19 protein-coding genes and 3 pseudogenes are annotated in these 18,241 nt (G+C 67.4%); 15 read left to right on the forward strand and 7 right to left on the reverse strand.

Going from position 1 to position 18,241, the window contains the following annotated elements:
* The first annotated feature begins 69 nt into the window (after positions 1–69).
* The 3 genes from IF54_RS0129395 (at position 70) to IF54_RS43625 (ending at position 1,834) form a co-directional block, all read left to right on the forward strand.
* Positions 70–348 (forward strand): hypothetical protein, encoded by a 279-nt coding sequence (locus IF54_RS0129395; RefSeq protein ID WP_234439086.1) that lies wholly within the window; start codon positions 70–72, stop codon positions 346–348.
* A gap of 162 nt (positions 349–510) precedes the next feature.
* A complete protein-coding gene (locus IF54_RS40580; protein ID WP_234439087.1) occupies positions 511–1,422 on the forward strand; it encodes a TIR domain-containing protein in 912 nt (303 codons plus the stop codon).
* A gap of 160 nt (positions 1,423–1,582) precedes the next feature.
* Entirely contained in the window at positions 1,583–1,834 is a 252-nt protein-coding gene (locus IF54_RS43625; RefSeq protein ID WP_234439088.1) for a hypothetical protein, read from the forward strand.
* 82 nt (positions 1,835–1,916) lie between these two features.
* Here the strand turns inward: IF54_RS43625 and IF54_RS39850 are convergent.
* The 3 genes and pseudogenes from IF54_RS39850 to IF54_RS0129420 all read right to left on the reverse strand — a co-directional run bounded on the left by IF54_RS39850 (position 1,917) and on the right by IF54_RS0129420 (position 4,203).
* A pseudogene (locus IF54_RS39850) lies at positions 1,917–3,442 on the reverse strand (LacI family DNA-binding transcriptional regulator).
* Between the two features lie 48 nt (positions 3,443–3,490).
* Positions 3,491–3,871, reverse strand: coding sequence for a helix-turn-helix domain-containing protein (locus tag IF54_RS43630; RefSeq protein ID WP_078852158.1), 381 nt, complete (start codon positions 3,869–3,871; stop codon positions 3,491–3,493).
* Positions 3,872–3,945: 74 nt separating this feature from the next.
* Positions 3,946–4,203, reverse strand: a complete 258-nt coding sequence (locus tag IF54_RS0129420) for a helix-turn-helix domain-containing protein (protein ID WP_030324142.1) — start codon at positions 4,201–4,203, stop codon at positions 3,946–3,948.
* Positions 4,204–4,685: 482 nt separating this feature from the next.
* On the opposite strand from IF54_RS0129420, the pseudogene IF54_RS39855 reads away from it, so the two are divergent.
* From IF54_RS39855 to IF54_RS41545, 6 genes and pseudogenes are all read left to right on the forward strand, one after another.
* A pseudogene (locus tag IF54_RS39855) lies at positions 4,686–5,601 on the forward strand (hypothetical protein).
* Positions 5,598–6,293 (forward strand): ATP-binding protein, encoded by a 696-nt coding sequence (locus tag IF54_RS0129430; protein WP_030324144.1) that lies wholly within the window; start codon positions 5,598–5,600, stop codon positions 6,291–6,293. Before IF54_RS39855 ends, IF54_RS0129430 begins: the two are co-directional and overlap by 4 nt.
* Positions 6,294–6,379: 86 nt before the next feature.
* Entirely contained in the window at positions 6,380–7,711 is a 1,332-nt protein-coding gene (locus tag IF54_RS0129435; RefSeq protein WP_030324145.1) for a hypothetical protein, read from the forward strand.
* A gap of 32 nt (positions 7,712–7,743) precedes the next feature.
* Positions 7,744–8,382, forward strand: coding sequence for a plasmid mobilization protein (locus tag IF54_RS0129440; protein ID WP_030324146.1), 639 nt, complete (start codon positions 7,744–7,746; stop codon positions 8,380–8,382).
* Position 8,383: 1 nt separating this feature from the next.
* Positions 8,384–10,093 carry a relaxase/mobilization nuclease domain-containing protein gene (locus IF54_RS0129445; protein ID WP_030324147.1) on the forward strand — a complete coding sequence of 570 codons (1,710 nt, stop codon included), beginning with the start codon at positions 8,384–8,386 and terminating at the stop codon, positions 10,091–10,093.
* A gap of 316 nt (positions 10,094–10,409) precedes the next feature.
* Entirely contained in the window at positions 10,410–10,637 is a 228-nt protein-coding gene (locus tag IF54_RS41545; RefSeq protein ID WP_051735575.1) for a hypothetical protein, read from the forward strand.
* 91 nt (positions 10,638–10,728) lie between these two features.
* On the opposite strand, the gene IF54_RS0129455 is transcribed toward IF54_RS41545, so the two are convergent.
* The 4 genes from IF54_RS0129455 to IF54_RS0129470 all read right to left on the reverse strand — a co-directional run bounded on the left by IF54_RS0129455 (position 10,729) and on the right by IF54_RS0129470 (position 14,260).
* Positions 10,729–11,364 carry a hypothetical protein gene (locus IF54_RS0129455; protein ID WP_030324149.1) on the reverse strand — a complete coding sequence of 212 codons (636 nt, stop codon included), beginning with the start codon at positions 11,362–11,364 and terminating at the stop codon, positions 10,729–10,731.
* A gap of 93 nt (positions 11,365–11,457) precedes the next feature.
* Entirely contained in the window at positions 11,458–11,910 is a 453-nt protein-coding gene (locus IF54_RS0129460; protein ID WP_030324151.1) for a hypothetical protein, read from the reverse strand.
* A gap of 96 nt (positions 11,911–12,006) precedes the next feature.
* Positions 12,007–12,693, reverse strand: a complete 687-nt coding sequence (locus IF54_RS0129465) for a DUF317 domain-containing protein (RefSeq protein ID WP_078852146.1) — start codon at positions 12,691–12,693, stop codon at positions 12,007–12,009.
* Positions 12,694–13,018: 325 nt separating this feature from the next.
* A complete protein-coding gene (locus IF54_RS0129470) occupies positions 13,019–14,260 on the reverse strand; it encodes a hypothetical protein (protein WP_030324155.1) in 1,242 nt (413 codons plus the stop codon).
* Between the two features lie 199 nt (positions 14,261–14,459).
* Here IF54_RS0129470 and IF54_RS41550 point away from each other — a divergent pair, with 199 nt between their 5' ends.
* The 6 genes and pseudogenes from IF54_RS41550 to IF54_RS43635 form a co-directional block, all read left to right on the forward strand.
* Positions 14,460–14,792, forward strand: a complete 333-nt coding sequence (locus tag IF54_RS41550) for a hypothetical protein (RefSeq protein ID WP_078852147.1) — start codon at positions 14,460–14,462, stop codon at positions 14,790–14,792.
* A 58-nt stretch (positions 14,793–14,850) separates the two neighbouring features.
* Positions 14,851–15,153, forward strand: coding sequence for a hypothetical protein (locus tag IF54_RS0129475; protein ID WP_037820770.1), 303 nt, complete (start codon positions 14,851–14,853; stop codon positions 15,151–15,153).
* A 39-nt stretch (positions 15,154–15,192) separates the two neighbouring features.
* Positions 15,193–15,588, forward strand: coding sequence for a hypothetical protein (locus IF54_RS0129480; RefSeq protein WP_030324157.1), 396 nt, complete (start codon positions 15,193–15,195; stop codon positions 15,586–15,588).
* A 301-nt stretch (positions 15,589–15,889) separates the two neighbouring features.
* Positions 15,890–16,867 (forward strand): DUF4238 domain-containing protein, encoded by a 978-nt coding sequence (locus IF54_RS0129485; protein ID WP_078852148.1) that lies wholly within the window; start codon positions 15,890–15,892, stop codon positions 16,865–16,867.
* A 237-nt stretch (positions 16,868–17,104) separates the two neighbouring features.
* The gene (locus IF54_RS0129490; protein WP_030324160.1) at positions 17,105–17,917 is read left to right on the forward strand and encodes a class I SAM-dependent methyltransferase; all 813 of its coding nucleotides are present in this window, start codon (positions 17,105–17,107) and stop codon (positions 17,915–17,917) included.
* Positions 17,918–17,953: 36 nt separating this feature from the next.
* A pseudogene (locus IF54_RS43635) lies at positions 17,954–18,055 on the forward strand (dTDP-4-dehydrorhamnose reductase); the annotation flags it as partial.
* Positions 18,056–18,241: the final 186 nt, after the last annotated feature.

Raw genomic sequence — 18,241 nt, forward strand, 5'->3', positions numbered from 1 at the left:
GGGTGGAGCGAAGGCTACAAGTCCGGCAGTGAGAGCAGTGCAAGCTACTCCAGATCCCGGATCGAGCGCTTGGAGCAACGCGTCAAAGAGCTCGAGGAGCAGTTGGACGACGCGAAGCGCGTTTACGAGATCGGCGGCCACCAGGTCGTGGACGTCGGCGGATACGCCTACCGCTGGCGCGGGAGCACACCACTTGAGGTCGGCGACCGAGTACTGCTGCCCGAAAACTACGTGAGCCGCATGAAGAACGGGCCCGGCCCCACCCTGGGCGTGGTGAGCAAGCTCGGCACCACCTACCGCAGGTCTCTGTCCGACATCGTCAGCCGGGCGCCAGCGGCGGACGGGTAAGAGGACCTTGAGCACTGTGGCCGTGGAGAGCTCGTCAGCTGAGTCCGTTGTCAGACCCTGCCGCTAACGTCGAGTGGCACAGGTCTCTCGTACATCAGCAGGGAGCAAGGCATGCCAACCACAACAGACGACGGGCGTGGGGTAGATCTCCGAAGAGTGTTCGTGATCCACGGGCGCAACGATCGGGCACGCCGGGGACTGTTCGAGTTCCTGCGGGCCATCGGCCTCGACCCGATCGAGTGGTCGGAAGCAGGCCGCATGACGGGCAAGGGGTCCCCGTACATCGGCGAGATTCTCGATGCGGCATTCGGTAGCGCCCAGGCCGTCGTCGTCCTGCAGACCCCGGACGACGTCACCTACCTGCACGAGAGCCTGACTCACCCAGGCGATCCAGAGTGCGACCCGCAGATGCAGCCCCGCCCGAACGTGCTCTTCGAAGCAGGCATGGCCATGGGCCGCGACGCGGACCGCACTGTGATCGTGGAACTCGGACAGGTGAAGGTCTTCAGCGACATCCACGGCCGACATGTCGTCCGCCTCGACAACAGCGTCAAGAAGCGGCAGGACCTCGCGACCCGCCTGCAAACCGCAGGATGTGCTGTCCGGCTGACAGGGACGGACTGGCACGAGGCCGGCGACCTGACTCCACCCGTTCCTCCGGGCGGTGGGCTTCCGCTGGGCCGGAAACTGCCGTCTTCTCAGGCGGCGGGCACGCCCCGGCTGAAGGCCCGGTACATCGACAATGGGCGCAACAAGATCGACGCTGTCGAGATCACCAACCACGGTCCCGGCGATGTCTACGAGCTAGACGTCGACGCTGATGCCAAGGTTGGGCTCATCACGCGAAACGCCGAGGAATTCCCTGTCCCGAAGCTGCCCGAAGGCAAGTCCGTGCGCGTGGGGCGCATGTCGTCGGACTCTCTCGCGTCACGCTCGAACTCGTACTTCACCATCACCATCACTGCCAAGACCGTCGATGGCACACCAATCGAGATCGACGAGTTCGTGAGCGGAGCGGGACATGAACATCCAGTTGACCTTTCCTCTGGATCACGACGGTTTCCTCCGACGTGAATGCCCTCACTGCGTACGGCAGTTCAAGTGGCATCACGGTCCAGCGAACGAGGAGGCCGAGGAGCAATCCACCCCTGCGGCCTACCACTGCCCCCTGTGCGGGCAGCCCGCTGGAATGGACTCCTGGTGGACACGGGAGCAACTCGAATACGCCCGAGGCATGGCTCTTCCCGCAGCCACGCAAGAGTTCGAGCAGGGGCTACGGGACGCGTTCAAGGGCGCCAGCAGCAAGCACGTGAAGTTCGACTTCAAAGGCGGCATCGACGCACCGGACGTACCGGCTCCACTCACCGAGCCTGATGACATGGTCATCGTGACGTCCCCCTGCCACTCGTACGAGCCGATAAAGGTCCCTGAAGAAGGGTCGGGCCCGTATCACTGCCTCGTTTGCGGTCAAGCCTTCGCCGTCTGATCCCCGGCGGTCGAAATGGCTGTCGCACGGAGGAAGCACCTTTGCCCCGCACGGTGATCGCGAGGCACAGGTATCGCGCCCTTCATCCAGGCGTCGCCAGGCTGCGGGCCTCCCTGCGTGCGCGCAGGAGTTCACTGAGTACGCGCACTGGTGACGTGGGGCTCATCGCCAGGCGGGTGTCCAGTGCCGCCTCCCACTGCTCGGTCAGTCCGAGCATGAGGCGCTTGCGCATTCCGGGTGTGACGTGGGCGTAGCGCGCCGAGACCGAGCCGTCGATATGGCCCATGCGGTCGTCCATGAGGACCTTCTCGGTGCCCAGGTCCTCCATCACAGTGCGGTGGGTGTGACGGAGGCCGTGGGGTGTGAGGCCCTTGGCGATCGGGAGCCAGCAGGCGTCGGCCCGGTCGCTGGCGCCACGCCCTCGGGCTGGGACGCCGGGCCACGGTCCGCCGAGGAGCGGTACGGGTCGGGCTTCCTGCGGTGCCTTCTTCGGGTACCAGCCGGAGACCGCCGGGGTGAACAGCCAGGTGGCGAAGCCGTTTCGGCGCCAGTGGGCTGCGTGCTGCGGTACCGCGCCGCCGCGCACGAATCCCAGGTCTGCGATGGCCTGTTCCACCCTGGCCCTCTTGGCTTCGGTGACGCGGTCGGGGTGGTTGAGGACGTTGGACACCGTGCCGGTGGAGACTTCGGCTCGGCGTGCGACGTCGACGAGCTTTGCGCCGTGGTGGCCGCCGGTGCGGGCCGTGCCCTGGCCCCGGAAAACGTAGGTCTTGCCGTGGCACAAACAGGGTTTCGGCTTCGTGCGGGCGACGTGGTTGGCGACCAGGGCCGACAGCCAGTCCATCACGTCGATGGTGCGGTAGCTGTCGTCCTTGGGTGGGCAGCGAACCAGCTCACCGGTGTCGAGTTCGTACAGCTGCCATTCGACGCGAACGGCACCCGGGCGGGCGAACTCCGTCTCCAAGCCGACGATTTCGCCCCAGCGCATGCCGGTGTAGCCCTTGAGGACGACGGCGACGAACTCGTCGTCACGGCCGGAGAGCAGGGCGGCGCGCTCCGCGGTCAGCAGGATGCCGAGCGGATCGGTGACGACCTTCTCCGGGCCACGGTCACGGGAACGGCCGGCGCGCTTGCCACGTCCTCGCCGTCTGGCGGCCGGGTTCGAGGTGATCAGGCCCTCGTCGATCGCGTCCTCGAAGATCAGGTGGAGCGTCGAGCGCCAGGTCTTGACGCTGGAAGCCGCGTAGACGGCCTTCTCCTTCTTCTCCCACAGGTCGACGTCCGTGCGCAGGACGCCGGCGAGCGCCTTGTCCTCGAAGTCGGGTGCTCCTCGATGTGGCGCTTGTAGTTCTGCATGGTCGAGGCGGCCAGGTCCTGGGCCTCGTACCAGCGGTTCGCGTACTCGCCGAAGGTCTCCTGGCCGAGTGCCGGGTCGCGCCAGTCGCCGCGCCGGTACTTGTTCTCGGCCTCGCTCGCGGCGCGCTGTGCCTCGCCCTTGGTGGCGAACCGGATCGCCTTGCCGTTGTCGTCAACCACCGTGAGGTGCTTGCCGGGCGCGGTCTTGTACCGGCCACGCCAGTAGTTTCCGCGCTTCTCCGCGAAACCCAACTTCCGTCTTCCTCCCCTGCTCTCGGCTTGTGACTGGGTGCGGGCGCGCTACGCGACGGTCTCGTACTGGGTGCGGCGCGGCGGTCGAGCCCGCAGACGCCCTGGCGTCCGGGCCGTAGTCGCCTCAGGAGACGGCGCGGCACGAGTTCGTACCGCAGGAGGACTTGTCGCTGGCCGACTCGCCGGCGCGCTGCTGACGGATCGCTTCGGGCGCTCTTCGTGGAGGCGGACGATCTCGGCGAGGTGCACGGCGGTGAAGCGGTAGGCGCGGCCGACGCGAGTGTGCGGGATAAGTCCGCGTCGGGCCCGGTCCTTGACCCACCAGGCGGAGCAGCCGAGCGCTTCGGCGATTTCTTCGGGGCGGTAGAGACGAGGCAAGGGGGCTCCGCCCTCGGTGCCGGGAAGGCGTCCTACGAGGGCAGGGGGTATGTCGGAGTGGTGCAAGAAGGGCGGGTCCTTACTGGGTGGGGGCGTGCTCGGTCAGCGGTGCCGAGCGGTCCTCGTCACGTGGCGGTCGGCCCCTGCAACAGCATGAGAGGCGAGACCAGGAGGGCTTCGGCGATCGCGACGAGGTCGTCGGCATCGCATCGGCGTTGGGCGCGTTCGATGCGGGACAGCCTGGTGTTGGACATCGGGTGGCCGAAAGCGGTCACGCGGTCGGCCAACTGGCGTTGCGACAGGCCGCGTTCGGTTCGGAGCATTTCGATGGTGCGGGCCGCCTGCATTCCTGCGGGTCCGACTTCCAGTGGGCGTGGGGGCATGGCTCCAATTAAAAGGTGCATTCGCCGGTTTGGGTAACCGGCGATCGTGGTCTATGTTGCGCTCGCGTCGTTCGCTGGGATGCGGTTCGTGGAGTCGGGAAGATGCACGGAAAAGCGCGCCGATCACGATTATGACGTGCGGTTTTGTGTTGTAGCTTCCCCGTCTGCGGCTCGTCAACGGCTTGCCAATGTGATGCTTCTGGCTCGGCGGTCCGGGCAACTATTTGGTCAACGGCCGATCGTGCCTTACGGTTTTCCCCCCGCCCGCCACCGAGCCCCAATTCTCGCAGCCTTTCTGCCGTGAGAGATTGCGCCGGATAGGGCTGGACTTGCGCGACTGGGGTGTGGCTATGTTGACGACACCCCGGAAACGCAATCGCATCCCGGCGCGCGTCCGCGCCAACACCCCCTCGAATCCCGCCCCGACCGACGGTGAGCCGTGATGTCCACGCACAGGCCACCGAGTGAGGACCGCCCCGCACTTGGCACGAATCCGCACCATCAAGCCCGAAGCCTTCGTCTCCGAGTCCCTGGCCGTCGTCTCCCTGACCGCCGAGCGCACCTTCGTCGGCCTGCTCACCCAGGCCGACGACCAGGGCCGCCACCGCGACCACGCCGCGATCATCGCCGGGCAGTTGTGGGTGCTGCGCCCGGAGCACACCCCGTCCGATGTCGAGACGGACCTCGCCCAGCTCGCCGACGCGGGACTGATCTGCCGCTACAAGGGGCCGGATCACAAGCGGTACCTGCACGTCGTGACCTGGCACCAGCATCAGAAGATCAACCGGGCGAGCAAGAGCCGCCTCCCGAGCTGCCCGGTTCACGACGCTTCGGTCGCGTCGGCTCCTGCCGTGGGCGCCGGTGTCACGGAGTACTCGCTGCCGCCTCACGCAGTCCTCACTGAGGGCTCCGGCGAGGTCCGGGAGTCCGCACTGAATCCGGGGCTTGAGAGCGAAGTCGCAGGTCAGGATCGCTTCACGGGGTCCTCCGTGAAGGATCACGAAGCGGTCAGTGAGGCAGCAGTGACATCTCACGGTACGGATCTAGGACCTAGGACCATGGATCTAGGAAGTTCCCCTTCGGGGGGGCGCGAGCGCCCCCGCGCCTGACACCGTCTCGGCTCAGCAGCTGATGGCCGAGTACATCGCTGCCTGCGCTCACCGCCCGCCCAAGGGCGTCCTGGGCCATCTCGGCCGGGAGATGCACAAGCTCCTCGGCGAGGGCATCGCCCCCGCCCACATCCGGGCCGGGCTCGATCGCCACCGGGCCAAGGGCCTGTCCCCGAGCCTCCTGCCGAGCCTCGTCCACGAGGTCATGAACGCGACCCCTGCGCACACCGCCCACAGGGCGTGGACGAACCCTGCGAACACCGCAGCCGCCTACGGAGGTGACCTCTGACCGCCACCCTCACCCGCGAGCCCCGCCAGGTCGGTGTGATAGCCGACCGGCTCAACGGCATCCTGGCCGGCCGCGGCATCGACCCCCGCACCGTCGCCGCGGAGCCGTCCGCCGAGCCCATCACGGCACTGGAGCTCGCCGACGCTCGCATCCCCGCCCGCTACCGCCGCGCCCTGGCCGACCACCCCCAGATCACCGCTTGGGCCGACCAGATCGCCGACGCCGGACGCCCCGGACCGGGCGGCCCCGGCATCTCCGAGGGCCCGTCGCTGCTGATCGCCGGCCCCACCGGCACCGGCAAGACCCACCAGGCATACGGTGCCGTCCGCGCCCTGCTCACCCGGGGCGTCCGCCTGCGCTGGGAGGCCACCACCAGCGCCGACCTCCACGCGCGGCTCCGCCCCCGCGCCGGCCACGACGGCGAACGGGAACTGCAGACGCTGGCCCGCTGCCCACTGCTGCTCCTGGACGACCTCGGCGCGGCCAAGACCAGCGAGTGGACCGAGGAGCTCACCTACCGGCTCATCAACCACCGGTACGAGCACATGCTCCCGACCCTCATCACCACCAACCTCCCCACCGCCGAGCTGCGCACCGCGCTCGGCGACCGCGTCGCCTCCCGCCTCGCCGAGATGACCGAGCGGGTCATCCTCCCCGGCTCCGACCGACGCCGCACCGCGCCCACTATCTGAACGGCCCGCGGTCCCTCCCGTCCCACCACCTCACCCCCGGGCTTCCGCCTGCCCTCGAACGCCCGGGGCCCTTGGAGAGCCTCTGCATGACCCCTGGCCCCACCACGCTCATCAGCGCCAACGCCATCGGCATGCCCGCCTTGCCGCACTGGTTCCCTGCGCCTGCTGCCATCGCGGCTCTGCTCGTCGTCGTACTGTCCGCCGCATGGTCCCTGCGGAAGTACCGACGGAAGCCGAGCGCTGGACGGCGCCGTAGCACCGCCGCGATCCCGGTCGCCGCCGTCGCCGCGATCGGCTGTACCGCCTACAGTGCGGACACCAGCTGGCGATTCGCCGCCGACTACCTCGACATGGGCAGCGCCGTCGAGCGCGCCGCGATGTTCGCCGCCGCCGAACTGGCGCTGTTCGCCACCGCGCTGATGGCGCGGGCGAACCTCAACGGCCCCAAGCAGGCGCCTGGGGTGCCCGGCACTCTCACCTGGGTGATCACCTGCGTGCAGATCGTGCCCGCCTACGCCGAGTCCGGGCTGGTCGGCGGAACTGTGCGGGCCTTCGTCGGCCCGGTCCTGGCGGCAGTGCTCTGGCACCTGGCCATGGGCATCGAACTGCGCCACCGCAGCCCGCACGCCGACTCCCGCAGCCTGACCGCCCTCCTCACCCGACAGGCACGCGAACGGCTGCTGGCTCGTCTGGGGATTGCCGACCGGGACGCGGATGCCGCCCGGATCATCCGCGACCGCGCCCTTGACCGGGCCGTCACGCTGATCCTCCGGGCAGAGTGCATGGCATCCGAGAAACGCACCAAGTGGCGAGGCCGGCGCCTCACCCGCCGCCTGCACCAGGCCCTGGAGCAGGCTGACGTCGACCGCGACGAGCGCCAGGACGAGCTGTTGCTGCGCAAGCTCGCCACCCGCCAACAGGCCCTCGCCCTGGCCACCGTCCCGCTGCCCGCCCGCTGGCCCGACACCGCTGCACGCACGAGGGGTGGCTCCGCGACGGCCCGCCCGCGGGCTACGGCAAGAGAGCGGGCAGAATTTTCGGGCGCCTCGCCCTCCAAGGTCGCGGGCGATGACGCCGCCGACCGGGCAGCCCGCCCCCTGCCCGAAACCCGCCCGCAACAGCCCGTCCGCACCACCGTCGGCCCGGAACCAAATCCGGGCGAGGAACCGCCGGGCAACGACCCGCGACCCGCCTCGCGGGCGGAGTCGAAGCGCCCGAGCTCCAAACCGCGCGCGACACGGGACCTCCTCAACAAATACGCCCGTGACCTCTTCCGCGAGCACGGACGTCACTCCCGCGACCTGTTGGAGGAGGCCGTACGCAGGGACGGCTACAGCGTGGCCAGCGACACCGCCGGCGAGGTGGTCCGCACCGTCAAGGCTGAGCTGCCTACGGCGCCCGTCGGCCACCCGCACTGAGACCACCCCCAACGCCCAAGGAAAACCACTCGATGTACGAATCGCACCACGAACTCCCCACCTCCCAGGAGGAGATGATCGCCGACCTCGACAGCGCAGCAAGCAATGGCGATGGACCGTCCATAGGCCGGTCCATCGCGGACTCCTCCGCCCCGGGGGTGGCGGAGGAGCAGCTCCGGCACGAGGGCGTGCCGGAGCAGGAGCGGGTGGGCGCGGGCGAGCAGCCGGCCGATCCCTCCGTCGGGGCCACGCAGCGTGCGCCGTACCGCCGTGCGAACCTCGATGCGCAGCGCTCCGAGCACGTCACCGCGCGCTTCGCACCGCACGAGAAGCACGACATCCAGTCGTCGGCGAAGACCGCTCACGTGACCATGGCCCGCTACATCGCCGACGCCACCATGGCCCGCGTCCGCGGTGAGATCACCGTCGCGGCCGAGCGCACGGTCTACGACGATGCGATCGACGAGCTCGCCGCGATGAGGGCTCAAATCGCCCGGATCGGCAACAACGTCAACCAGATCGCCCACCGCCTCAACGCGGACGGCGATCCACAACCTGTGGACGCCGCGATCCTTCACCGGGCGGACCGCCTGCTCGCCGACGCCCACGACACGGTCCGGGCGATCGACGACGCCGCCATCCGGGCAGCCGAGCAGAAGTGGGCAGTCTGAGGTGATCGCGAACATCGTCAAGCCGGGCAACAAAACCTACGGCGTGCTGGCCTACCTCTTCGACAAAGGCCGCGCCAACGAACACACCGACCAGCACATCGTCGCCTCCTGGGACAACTTCATCCCCGACCCCGGCCCCTGGGACAGCCCTGGCCACAAGCAACGGCTCGGCCAGCTCACTCAGGCCCTGGATCTGCGGGTCAAGCAAGCCGGCGACAAGGCACCTGAGGGTCACGTGTGGCACTGCTCGGTGCGCGCCGCACCCGAGGACCGCATCCTCACCGACGCCGAGTGGGCCACCATCGCCCGGCGCATGGTGCACGCGACCGGCATCGCACCTGACGGCGATCCGGACGGCTGCCGCTGGGTTGCCGTGCGCCACGCGGAGGACCACATCCACATCGTCGCCACCAAGGTGCGCGGTGATCTGCGCCGGCCGCGGAACTGGAACGACTACCGCCGCGCCATGAACGAACTCAAAGCCGTCGAGGAGGACTTCGGCCTCACCCGGGTTGCACGTGGTCCCGAAGCTGCTGCCAGCACCTCGGCGGTGAAACGGTCCACCCGGGCCGAGGAGGAGAAGGCCAAGCGACGAGGCCACGACAAGACCGCGCGTGAGCGGCTGCGGCACGTCGTACGTACCGCGCTGTCCCACGCGAAGGATCTGGAGGAGTTCTTCAACCTGCTCACCGATGCCGGCCTGCAGGTCGAGACCCGCACACTGCCATCCGGCGACCTCGGCGGCTACAAGGTCGCCCTGTCCGACGACGGCACGTCCATCTGGTTCTCCGGCTCCAGCCTCGCCACCGACCTGTCCCTCCCTCAGATCCGACAGCGCCTGGCTGCCACCGAGGCACAGCCCACCGCAGCCTCATCAGCTCGCCAGCACCGCCCCAGCCCGTGGCACGTGGCCACCGCTGCCGCCGAACGCATCCCCCACCACCTAGATCACACCGAAGACGGCGCCGTCCAGGCCCACCTCACCGTCTTCGGCGAAGTCCTATACGCGCTACCCGCCCATGCTCCTGTCCGACTCCAGGCCGAACTCCACCGCGCGGCTGCCGCCTTCGAACACGCCGCCCACACCCGCGCCCGCGCCGACCACCAACACGCCCGCGCACTGCGGGGCGCGCTGAAGGCCATGCGCTACCAGCCCGCGGACCACACCGGGCTGGCCATGCTCTTGGACGCCGCCATCCTCGTCGTCCTCGCAGTCCAGCGCCACAGCGCACTGCACCACCACGACCAGCAGGTGGCCGCCGCCCACCAGACTCTCACCCACCTGCAAACCGCCTACGCCCAGATAGCCCCCGCCAGCCTCGCCGCACTCGCCAGGCACCATCCCTCCGACAACACGGTGAATCGGTACGTCCGCGCCCTGCACGAGGTCCTCCCCCGCCAGGCCGAACAGATCCTCACCGAAAACGCCTGGCCCGCCCTCACCACCACCCTCGCCGCCGCCGAAGCTGCTGGCCACAACCCGGCCACCGTCCTCCAGCAGGCAGCCCAGCACCGCCCCTTGGACGACGCGAAGTCAGCATCCGAGGTCCTCGTCTGGCGCATCCAGCGCCTCGGCGACCGGCATGCACCCGGCCCCGGCGCACGAACCGCGCAGGCCCGCCGCCTTCCCGCTCAGACCGGCCCGCAGACCGATCCCGGGCTCCCGGGCGCGTACACGCCGTCTACATCCCACGCCGGACGGTACCGCTGAGCCGGAGCCCCTGGCGCGGGCCACGAGGAACGACACCACGCGCAGCCACGGACCGGTGCGAAGCCGACGGATCGTAGCTGTACATCCCCGGTTATCGAAACCGGGGATTCTCCGGACCCTATGTCTTGCCCGACCGCCCCACCCGTCAACAAGGAGCACCCGCATTCCCCTCACCGAACCCCGCCGACACGTCGTCGCCCAGCTGAGCGGCGCGTACTTCAAGCACCACGCCGGCACCAAGACCTGGTTCCACCACGATGGAGGCCCCTTCACCAAGGCGGAACAGGCCGCCGCTCTCGCACCCACCATCGACGAGGTGAAAGAGGCGAAGAAGCAAATAGATCGGTACCACCAGTACCTGCAGACCTGGCTCGAAGCTCCCGAGGAACTGGACCGCTTCCTCGCCTCCTTCCTGGACCAGCTCTGCGAGAAGTCCTTCGGCAACGCCATCGGCATCATGAACAAGAACGAGCGGCTGAAGCTCCAGCGGCTGGTCAACGCGGCGACTGAACCCGTCCGTCCGTTCACCCCGTACACCTTCTGACAGACGACGGCACCGACCGCACCCCAGATGAGGAAGGGGCCGGTGACCGGGAAAACATCCCGGTCACCGGCCCCCTTCGCGTCCCCTGCAGTCACCGTGTGCGCTGTACTTTGTCAACGGCCTTCGCCAAGTGCGCGTCGACAACGCCCGGCGAGCCGGAAACGACCACCAGCATGTTGGCGATACGGATCGCCGTCTGCTGGACAACGCTGCGCTGCCGGCCGACGGAATAGGTGAGCAGCTGGCTCCACTGCTCAACCTGGTACGTGGGGCAGGAGATCATCGCGTCGAAGATCCGGCTCACGCCCCTGGAGAGCTTCGCGGCGGAGTCGCTGTACAGCTCCTCAGTCACCTCCGAGTCACTGCCGCCCGTATAGGTGAAGGACGCCTTCGCCCTGCGAGGGAAGTCGAGGCTGTCGCCGACAGCCGCGTCACCGCCGAGCTTCTCCAACGCCGGGCAACCGGAAACGACGACATCGTCCTGCGGCCTGGGCTGCTGCGGCTTGCGGGTGTAACCCTCGCCAAGATCGCTCTCATCCAAGAGGCGCTTGCTCAGCGCCGCCGAGGACAACAGCTCGGGCCCCGGGGAGTGCTTGCCCTCCTGCTGCATCGGCGCGGAGTCGGAGGAGACGGGATCGTCGGCGGGCGTGCTGCCTGTGGTGCAGCCCGCCAGGGCCAGAACGGCGAGGGCGCTCAGGCTGCGAACAGTCGTGGTGTGAAGGCGCATGCGGAACCCCAAAATTGCTACGGAACGAACGGTCTGACCAGCCGGGTCTCCGGCACCGGCGAAATGCAGGGGCAGGGAATGGGGTTTCGGGGGTCAGTGGCCGAGGTGGCGCAACCCGTCCTCAAAGGTGGGGTGCCAGTGATCGACCGGACCGGAGTTGCGGTTGTACCAGGCCGCGTCCAGACGAGGCTCCAGCACCATGTGGCCGGCCCGGCAGCGCAGCCACACCGAGTCGTCGCGAAGGCAGAAGACGATCCAGTCCCGGTAGGCGCCGCACGTCGGGCACGCGCGGATCTCGCCGCCGATGACGAGCGGCGGCATCCACCGCATCATCGCTCCCTCGACGTCCTGTCGGGACGGCGCCCGCAGATCGGCTGGTGGGAAATCCGGCATCGTGGTCGCCGAGGCCGATCCGGGCGACATCGGCGCCTCAGCACGGACGATGTCGAATGGCAGAAGCTCGTGTGCATGCATCCGCAGCAGCGCGAACGCCTCACGTTGAGCCTCACGGAACTCGCGGTCTGCGCGAGCACGTCGTCGGAACATACGGTCTCCATCTCTGTCATCTGACGGACACAGGGGAACGTGCACTCAGGGGAATTGGCGCCGAACAGCACAACAAGCACTGCAGGGCACAGATCTTCAGCTGCGGCGGACGACGTTGAGCAGGCCCTCCGCGCTCTTGGGCACGGTGCGGCGGGGCACCGGGACCGGTGAGGCGAGCGAGGAGGCGAATGCCGCGACCAGGTCATGCGGGACACTCGCGCTGAAGCTGGCACACCACAGATATGGGGCGCCGAGAACGGGTTCCGCCCACGCCTGCCACCCCATCAAGTCAGGGTGCGGATCCACGTCCTGGACAAGCGGCGGCTGCAGTCCCAGGGAGACGGTGGCGGAGAACCCGGGGTCCATGGCGGTGGTGAGGGGACAGTCCACGTCACGGATCCAGCCTTGGGCACCGAGTGCGTTGAGGACCGTCTCGGGCCCTTCGAAGCCAGCGTCCGGCACCTCACGGGCGTCGAGCGCGACAATGAGATCGGCGAGCGCCTCGTACGGGACGCCGGAGGTGAAGTACGCGTTCCACTCCGTCATCGCGGAGGCAGCATGCGGGCGGGCGCTCAGCTGCCAAGCAACGGGCAGTCCGCCCAGCTCGAACGGGTAGGCCGCGAGAATCCACTCGGCGCCGCTCAGCCCGTCCGGGTTCACACACAGCAGCGTGTGACGGGAGGTGGGCCACATACGCCAGCCGAGGCCGGTCAGGGTGTCGCCGATCCGCTCGGCAAGCGCTCCGTCGTCACCGGCAAGGTGGCACGGAGTGACCCAGTACATCGGGTCTGGCATATCGGAACGAGAAGGGTCACTGGGGTGGTGCGGGTGCAGGGGCGCCTCCGTAGGCTCGGACGTCAGTTCTTCCGGCAGGCGTTGTACGTTGACATGCCGTGCCGTGCCGCACCAGTCCTTTCGGGATCTTTCCTGTCTGCCCCCGGCGAACTGGGGTCCGTTGTCAGCTGTGGGATCTCAAATTCCGTGTCGGAATCTCACGGTCGGTGTCGGATGGAAGTCGGATCCGACACCATGCTGAGATTCGCAGGTCGCAGTAGGCAAGAGAGAGCGCGGTCAGTGGGTTGCTGCTTTTCTACGCTGGTGCCCACGTTCACTCGTTGGGGGACCCCGTTGCCAGCGGGATGTCGCACTGCAGGCAGCCGTTCGCGTGGTCGTCCCGGCAGACGTAGCCGATGGCACCATCCACGCACCATTCGGCGGCCTCCTCGGACAGCAGGTCGGGCCCGGCATGGAGCAGCCGACGAAGTTCCGTGGTGTCCGCAATGTCGGCCGGGCGGTTGGTGAACCACTCGTCGAACCAAGGCTTGTCTCGGTGCACGTGCCAGTGCGCATTCTCCCGGTCGTCGACAGCCGTAGTGAACCGATCGACGATGCGCCCCCAACTCGGTGTTCCGAACCAGCCGTTGTCGGACGCGCAGAAGAATTCGATCAGGGTTCGCAGGCCGAACTTCTTCTCGCGAAGGCAGTACGCTCGCCCCCAAGCGATCGCGTCCTGTGCCATCTCCGCGAGTTCTTCGCGCGGATCAGCCTCGTGCGCTGGGTCGTCAGGGTTGTGGCAGGCCAGCCCGAGCTCGAGAACAGACTGCCCGGTCGGTAGAATCCGGGACGGGTTGACGATCGCGAGACCGAGACCGATCCAGTCGACATGGTCGAACGACAGCATCGAGCGCACGAGTCGGGTGGTTGCCGTGTTGATCCGCATCATTGTGCCGTCGTGGAGCGGACTCTTCCCGGCATGCCAGTTCTCGACGGGTGTGTTGCGCCACACCGCGAGCGTGATGCGGGTAGCAGCGAACCACAGCAGGGCGTCGTCGTCGAGGTGCCCGAACCGCTTGGCGCACTCCTGGGCGCCGTAGGTGATCAACTCTTCCGGTTTCGGCCACCTGTGGCTGTCGGGCCCTTCAGGCGCGTACTCGTAGTCGTCGGCGTACTCGTCGAGGATCGCGCTCAACTCGGCAGCGCTGTAAGCCTCGCTGTACTCGGAGCTGTCCGGCTCCTCGACGGTGTACATGTCGTGGTCCCAGGAGACGTACACGTCGCGCCAGAGCACCACGTCATCGCACTCGCCGGCGTTGTCCGTCACAACCGGCCTGATGGTGATCGGGGCAGTACGCCCGTCGGTTCGCTCACCGTCCTTCTCGGCGGCCCATACGGTGATGACCCCGAGCGGCTTCGGAAGGAGAGGACCGACCTCGGTGATGCTGAACGGCTCGTCGTCGTCATCGGTGTCGAACCGGCTGTTGACGAACGCGACCGCCTCGGAAGGCGTGCTGACGATGGACTGGCTACCACTCTCGTTGTCAACCACTCGCCACAACGGGCTGTTCTTCACGATGCTCTCCGATCGCGGTGAGCGCACCCGAGGCGGGTGCGATGCGCCGGGTCGCTCGGCACTGACTCCAATTATGGGCTGATCAACCCATCCGTAGTCCCGAAGGCGCTTGTCGGCGACAACGTTCGGTACGTTCGCGTGCAACCTGCTTTTCGCGACCGCGGCGACACAGCAGAGTCCCACAGCGGAGGAGGCGAAGATGGCGCTGAACAAGAAGGGTTCCCGGCGCATAACCGTTGACGGGATCGAGTACCGCTGGCGGATCCGCAGGAAGCCCTCCTACATGCACCTCTGCTGGACACCGCTGACCTATGCGGTTGAAGCGGCCAGCGGCAGCCAGCCGGGCACGACCTTGATCGTCACCAGCGGTCAGGCCCATCCCAGCAACTGGCTGGGCGTCGAGACGGAGCCCATTCGTCCGGCTCACGTTGCTGCCAGCATTCGAGAGGCACGGGATCAAGGCTGGGATCCAACCCGGGTCGGTTCTCCTTTCCAGCTCGACCGATCCGCAGGATTCATCGCCCAGTCATGAGACAGAGCGGAGTAGGGCGGCGCATCTGGCCCGGCATCATGGCCTGGTGACCACATGGATGCGCTGCTACTGGGACGAGGAAGACACCTGGTTTTACTTCGAGGTCGACGCCGAGGGCTGGGTGATCCGGCAGGTCGAACTCGAAGGGCCAGAGCTGATCCCGATCGCAGCTGCTTCCCTCGCCGAGTGGCAGCGGGCCCGCGACGCAGGCCGCCTCGGTGATTACGACAGCAGATTGGGGATCACCGCCGAGTTGCCCGTCTCGGAATGGAAAGGCCACGACTCCGAACAACTCACCTTCGAGGAGTTCGAGGACGTCTGGGGCCCTGCTCGTCAGCAGATCGCATCCCGGCCCAGCTGACCTCTCGGCGCCGCACTGGCTTCTTGGCATCATCGCGACATGACCCCGACCCTTCCCCGCACCGTCCGAGCCGTCGACACCGCTGAGCTCCTGGACCTGGCCCAGGAGGCCGCCATGCATGGCTTCAGCCAGCGGCTCCCGGTCACTTGGCTACGAGAGCACCTCGCCGCAGAAGCGACGCACTACCTGTTCCCGACACTCGTGCAGCGGCTCACGCACCGTCCCGAGGTGCCGCTGCAGTGGAGGTGCCAGCAACTGCTGACCGTCAGCACCGGCGAGCAGATCTGGGGTCTCCTCGACGTACTTCCCGACACCTTCGACAAGATTCCGGAGACCTTGGACACGGCATCCAAGAAGGACATCGTCAACCGCATCGAGCAAGCAGTGAAGGTGCGGAAGTGGATGGAACGGACGGCCGCCGATGCAGGCTCATGAGGTCCGGCGCAGCCGACTGGGCAGTCTGAGGAAATGACATCGATCTGAGACAGCCGCCTGCCGACACGTCGTGAGACTGGAGGGGAACGTCCAGGTCATAGCGTCGGCGCCTGACATCGAAAGTGAGAACCTACATCAGCGAAGTTAGTCGTTGTGTCAGTCAACCCAGTCGTAGTTCAGCGGGACGTCAGCCGCACCTGCGATCGCTGTCCAGGCTTGTCAAGTGATCTTGCTGAGGGCGGCCGTGCAAGCCTGCTAGGCATGTGATGCATGCCTAGCAGGAGAGACGTACCGTCGGACTATGGGAGAGCCAGACAGGCAGCGACCGTCGAGCCGACGGCAACACACTGTGCCCCGGTTCTATTTGAAGCGGTTCGCCGACGTGGATGAGCGGATCATGCGTGTCCCCATCGACATCGAGCAAACTCCCCGCCCATGCGGCATCAAGGACGTTGCCGTACGCAACGACTTCTACTCGTTCCCCGACGACTCCGGACAGCTGGATGACTCTGTCGAGGTCGCACTCTCCAAGATGGAGGGGGAAGCCGCCCACGTGCTCCGAATGGTGGTCGATGACCACTGCTGGCCGCTGCCCGCAGCCGAACGAAAGACGATGACGATCTGGGTCGCTGCACAGTTCTTGCGGGTCCCGGCCAGGAGGCAGGCCGCCAACGAGGTGTTCGACCACCTGACGAAGACCACGTTGGCGATCGAGGGAAAGAAGGGGCTACGCGAACGGCTCGAAGCGGAGTCTGACGGACCGGTCTCTGACGAAGAGGTCGAACGGAAGTGGGCTGAGAAGACCGACTTCTCCAGCTACGCCGTGAAGCCCCCGGTCGTGCACCACCTGGCGAGCATGGCCAGGGGCATCCCGGCGGCAGCTGAAGTCCTTATGCAGCGCGGTTGGGTGCTGTACCGCTTCAAGCGCAAAAAGTTGATCACATCCGACCACCCCGTGACTCTCATACGTGACCCTCGGACACCGCGCTGGATGGGCGTGGGCCTGGCAACAGCCGCTGGTGTCGCGATTCCCCTCGACAGGCAGGTGGTGCTGCTGATGTCGGCTCCCGGAGCTTCGGATCGCACGGGGTCGCCGACTGCGGCACTAGCCCAGGACTTCAATCAGCGATTCGCGTTCGGCGCGCGATCCGCGGTCTTCCACCATCCGGACGACACGCCTCTGGTCGGGGTGGAGTTGCCCCCCAGACGGACAAGCGAGATGCGAGTTAGTCAAGATCCGGAGGACTTCATTCGGCCCGAACCCCTTCATGACGCGTGAGCTGGCGGCCCGGACGGGTGAGGCGACTGCGTTAACTGACACAGCGACTAACTTCGCTGGCAACGGACAACTGGTCCAGGACTGAATGCGTGGCCCTGCCCTGGTCAGGCTGGGCCGGGCACTGCGGCAGCGGCGGTGGGGCCAGACCGTCGCAGGGCTCCGAAAATCAAAGTGATCACTTCCTTGTCCCCCCTACTCTGCCGGACACCGACAGCCCCTGCTTACGAGGACGCCCCGATGACGAGCAACCCCACCGTGCGCCCTGAGATCATCGACTTCTACACCCGGTCCGACGAAGCCGCACGACTGCAGACCACCGCCGCAGGCACCCTGGAGTTCGTGCGCACCCGCGAATTACTGCGCCGTCACCTCCCGCCGGCACCGGCCCGCGTGCTCGATGTCGGCGGTGGTCCCGGAACGCACGCCCGGTGGTTGGCCGGCGACGGCTACACGGTGCATGTCGTGGACCCCGTCCCCAAGCACGTCACCCAGGCAGCCTCCATCGACGGCGTGACGGCCGAGGTGGGCGACGCCCGCCGCCTCACCGCCGCGGACCGGACGTACGACGTCGTTCTGCTTCTCGGCCCGCTCTACCACCTCCACGACAAGACCGACCGGATCTCCGCGCTGACGGAGGCGGCCCGCGTGGCCCGGCCTGGCGGACTCATCGCCGCAGCGGCGATCTCCCGCTATTCACCCCTCCTCGACTACATCGCGACCACCGGTATCACCGAGTCCGCGATCCAGGACGGGGTCCGTGCCACCCTGGCCGAGGGCCGCTACGCCGGACAGCGTGGCTTCACTGTCGCCTACTTCCAGACCTCCTCCGAGCTGCGCGCGGAGGTCGCGGAGGCCGGTCTTACCGATCCCATCCTCTACGGAATCGAAGGACCCGGCTGGGTGGCGGTCAAGGCCATCGAGAAGTACACCAGCGCCAACCTCATGGGCACGGACATATACGAAGCGGCCCTCGCCGCGGCGCGCATCGCGGAACCGCACGCGGCCCTCACCGACGCCTCCGCCCACTTTCTCGCCATCACCGGGCCCTGACCGGTCCGGGGTGTCGCCTCATGACGCCGCTGAATCATGGGTGGGTCCGGGTTCCTGGGCACCGAGTTAGTCCGGCAAGCCGTATCGGCGGGGCGCCCGACGGCCGCGACCTATACGACCATCCCCGGCAGTGCTCCGGATCGCAGTACGCAGCCGCAGCCGAGCCAGCGACGAGCCCCTCCAACTAGGCAATTCGCCACCACCTGCAGAAGGCTGGCTCCGAAGGCGGTAAGCTGAGAGTGGCCGTACGGGAGTGTTCTTGGTCACACTTGAATCGCATCCGTGCGGCCTTTTGCATGCCCTGCCCCCTGTCGATCTTGAGGC

Origin of the sequence: Streptomyces sp. NRRL B-3229, from assembly GCF_000719505.1 — a bacterium.
Classification (GTDB): Bacteria; Actinomycetota; Actinomycetes; order Streptomycetales; family Streptomycetaceae; genus Streptomyces; species Streptomyces griseorubiginosus.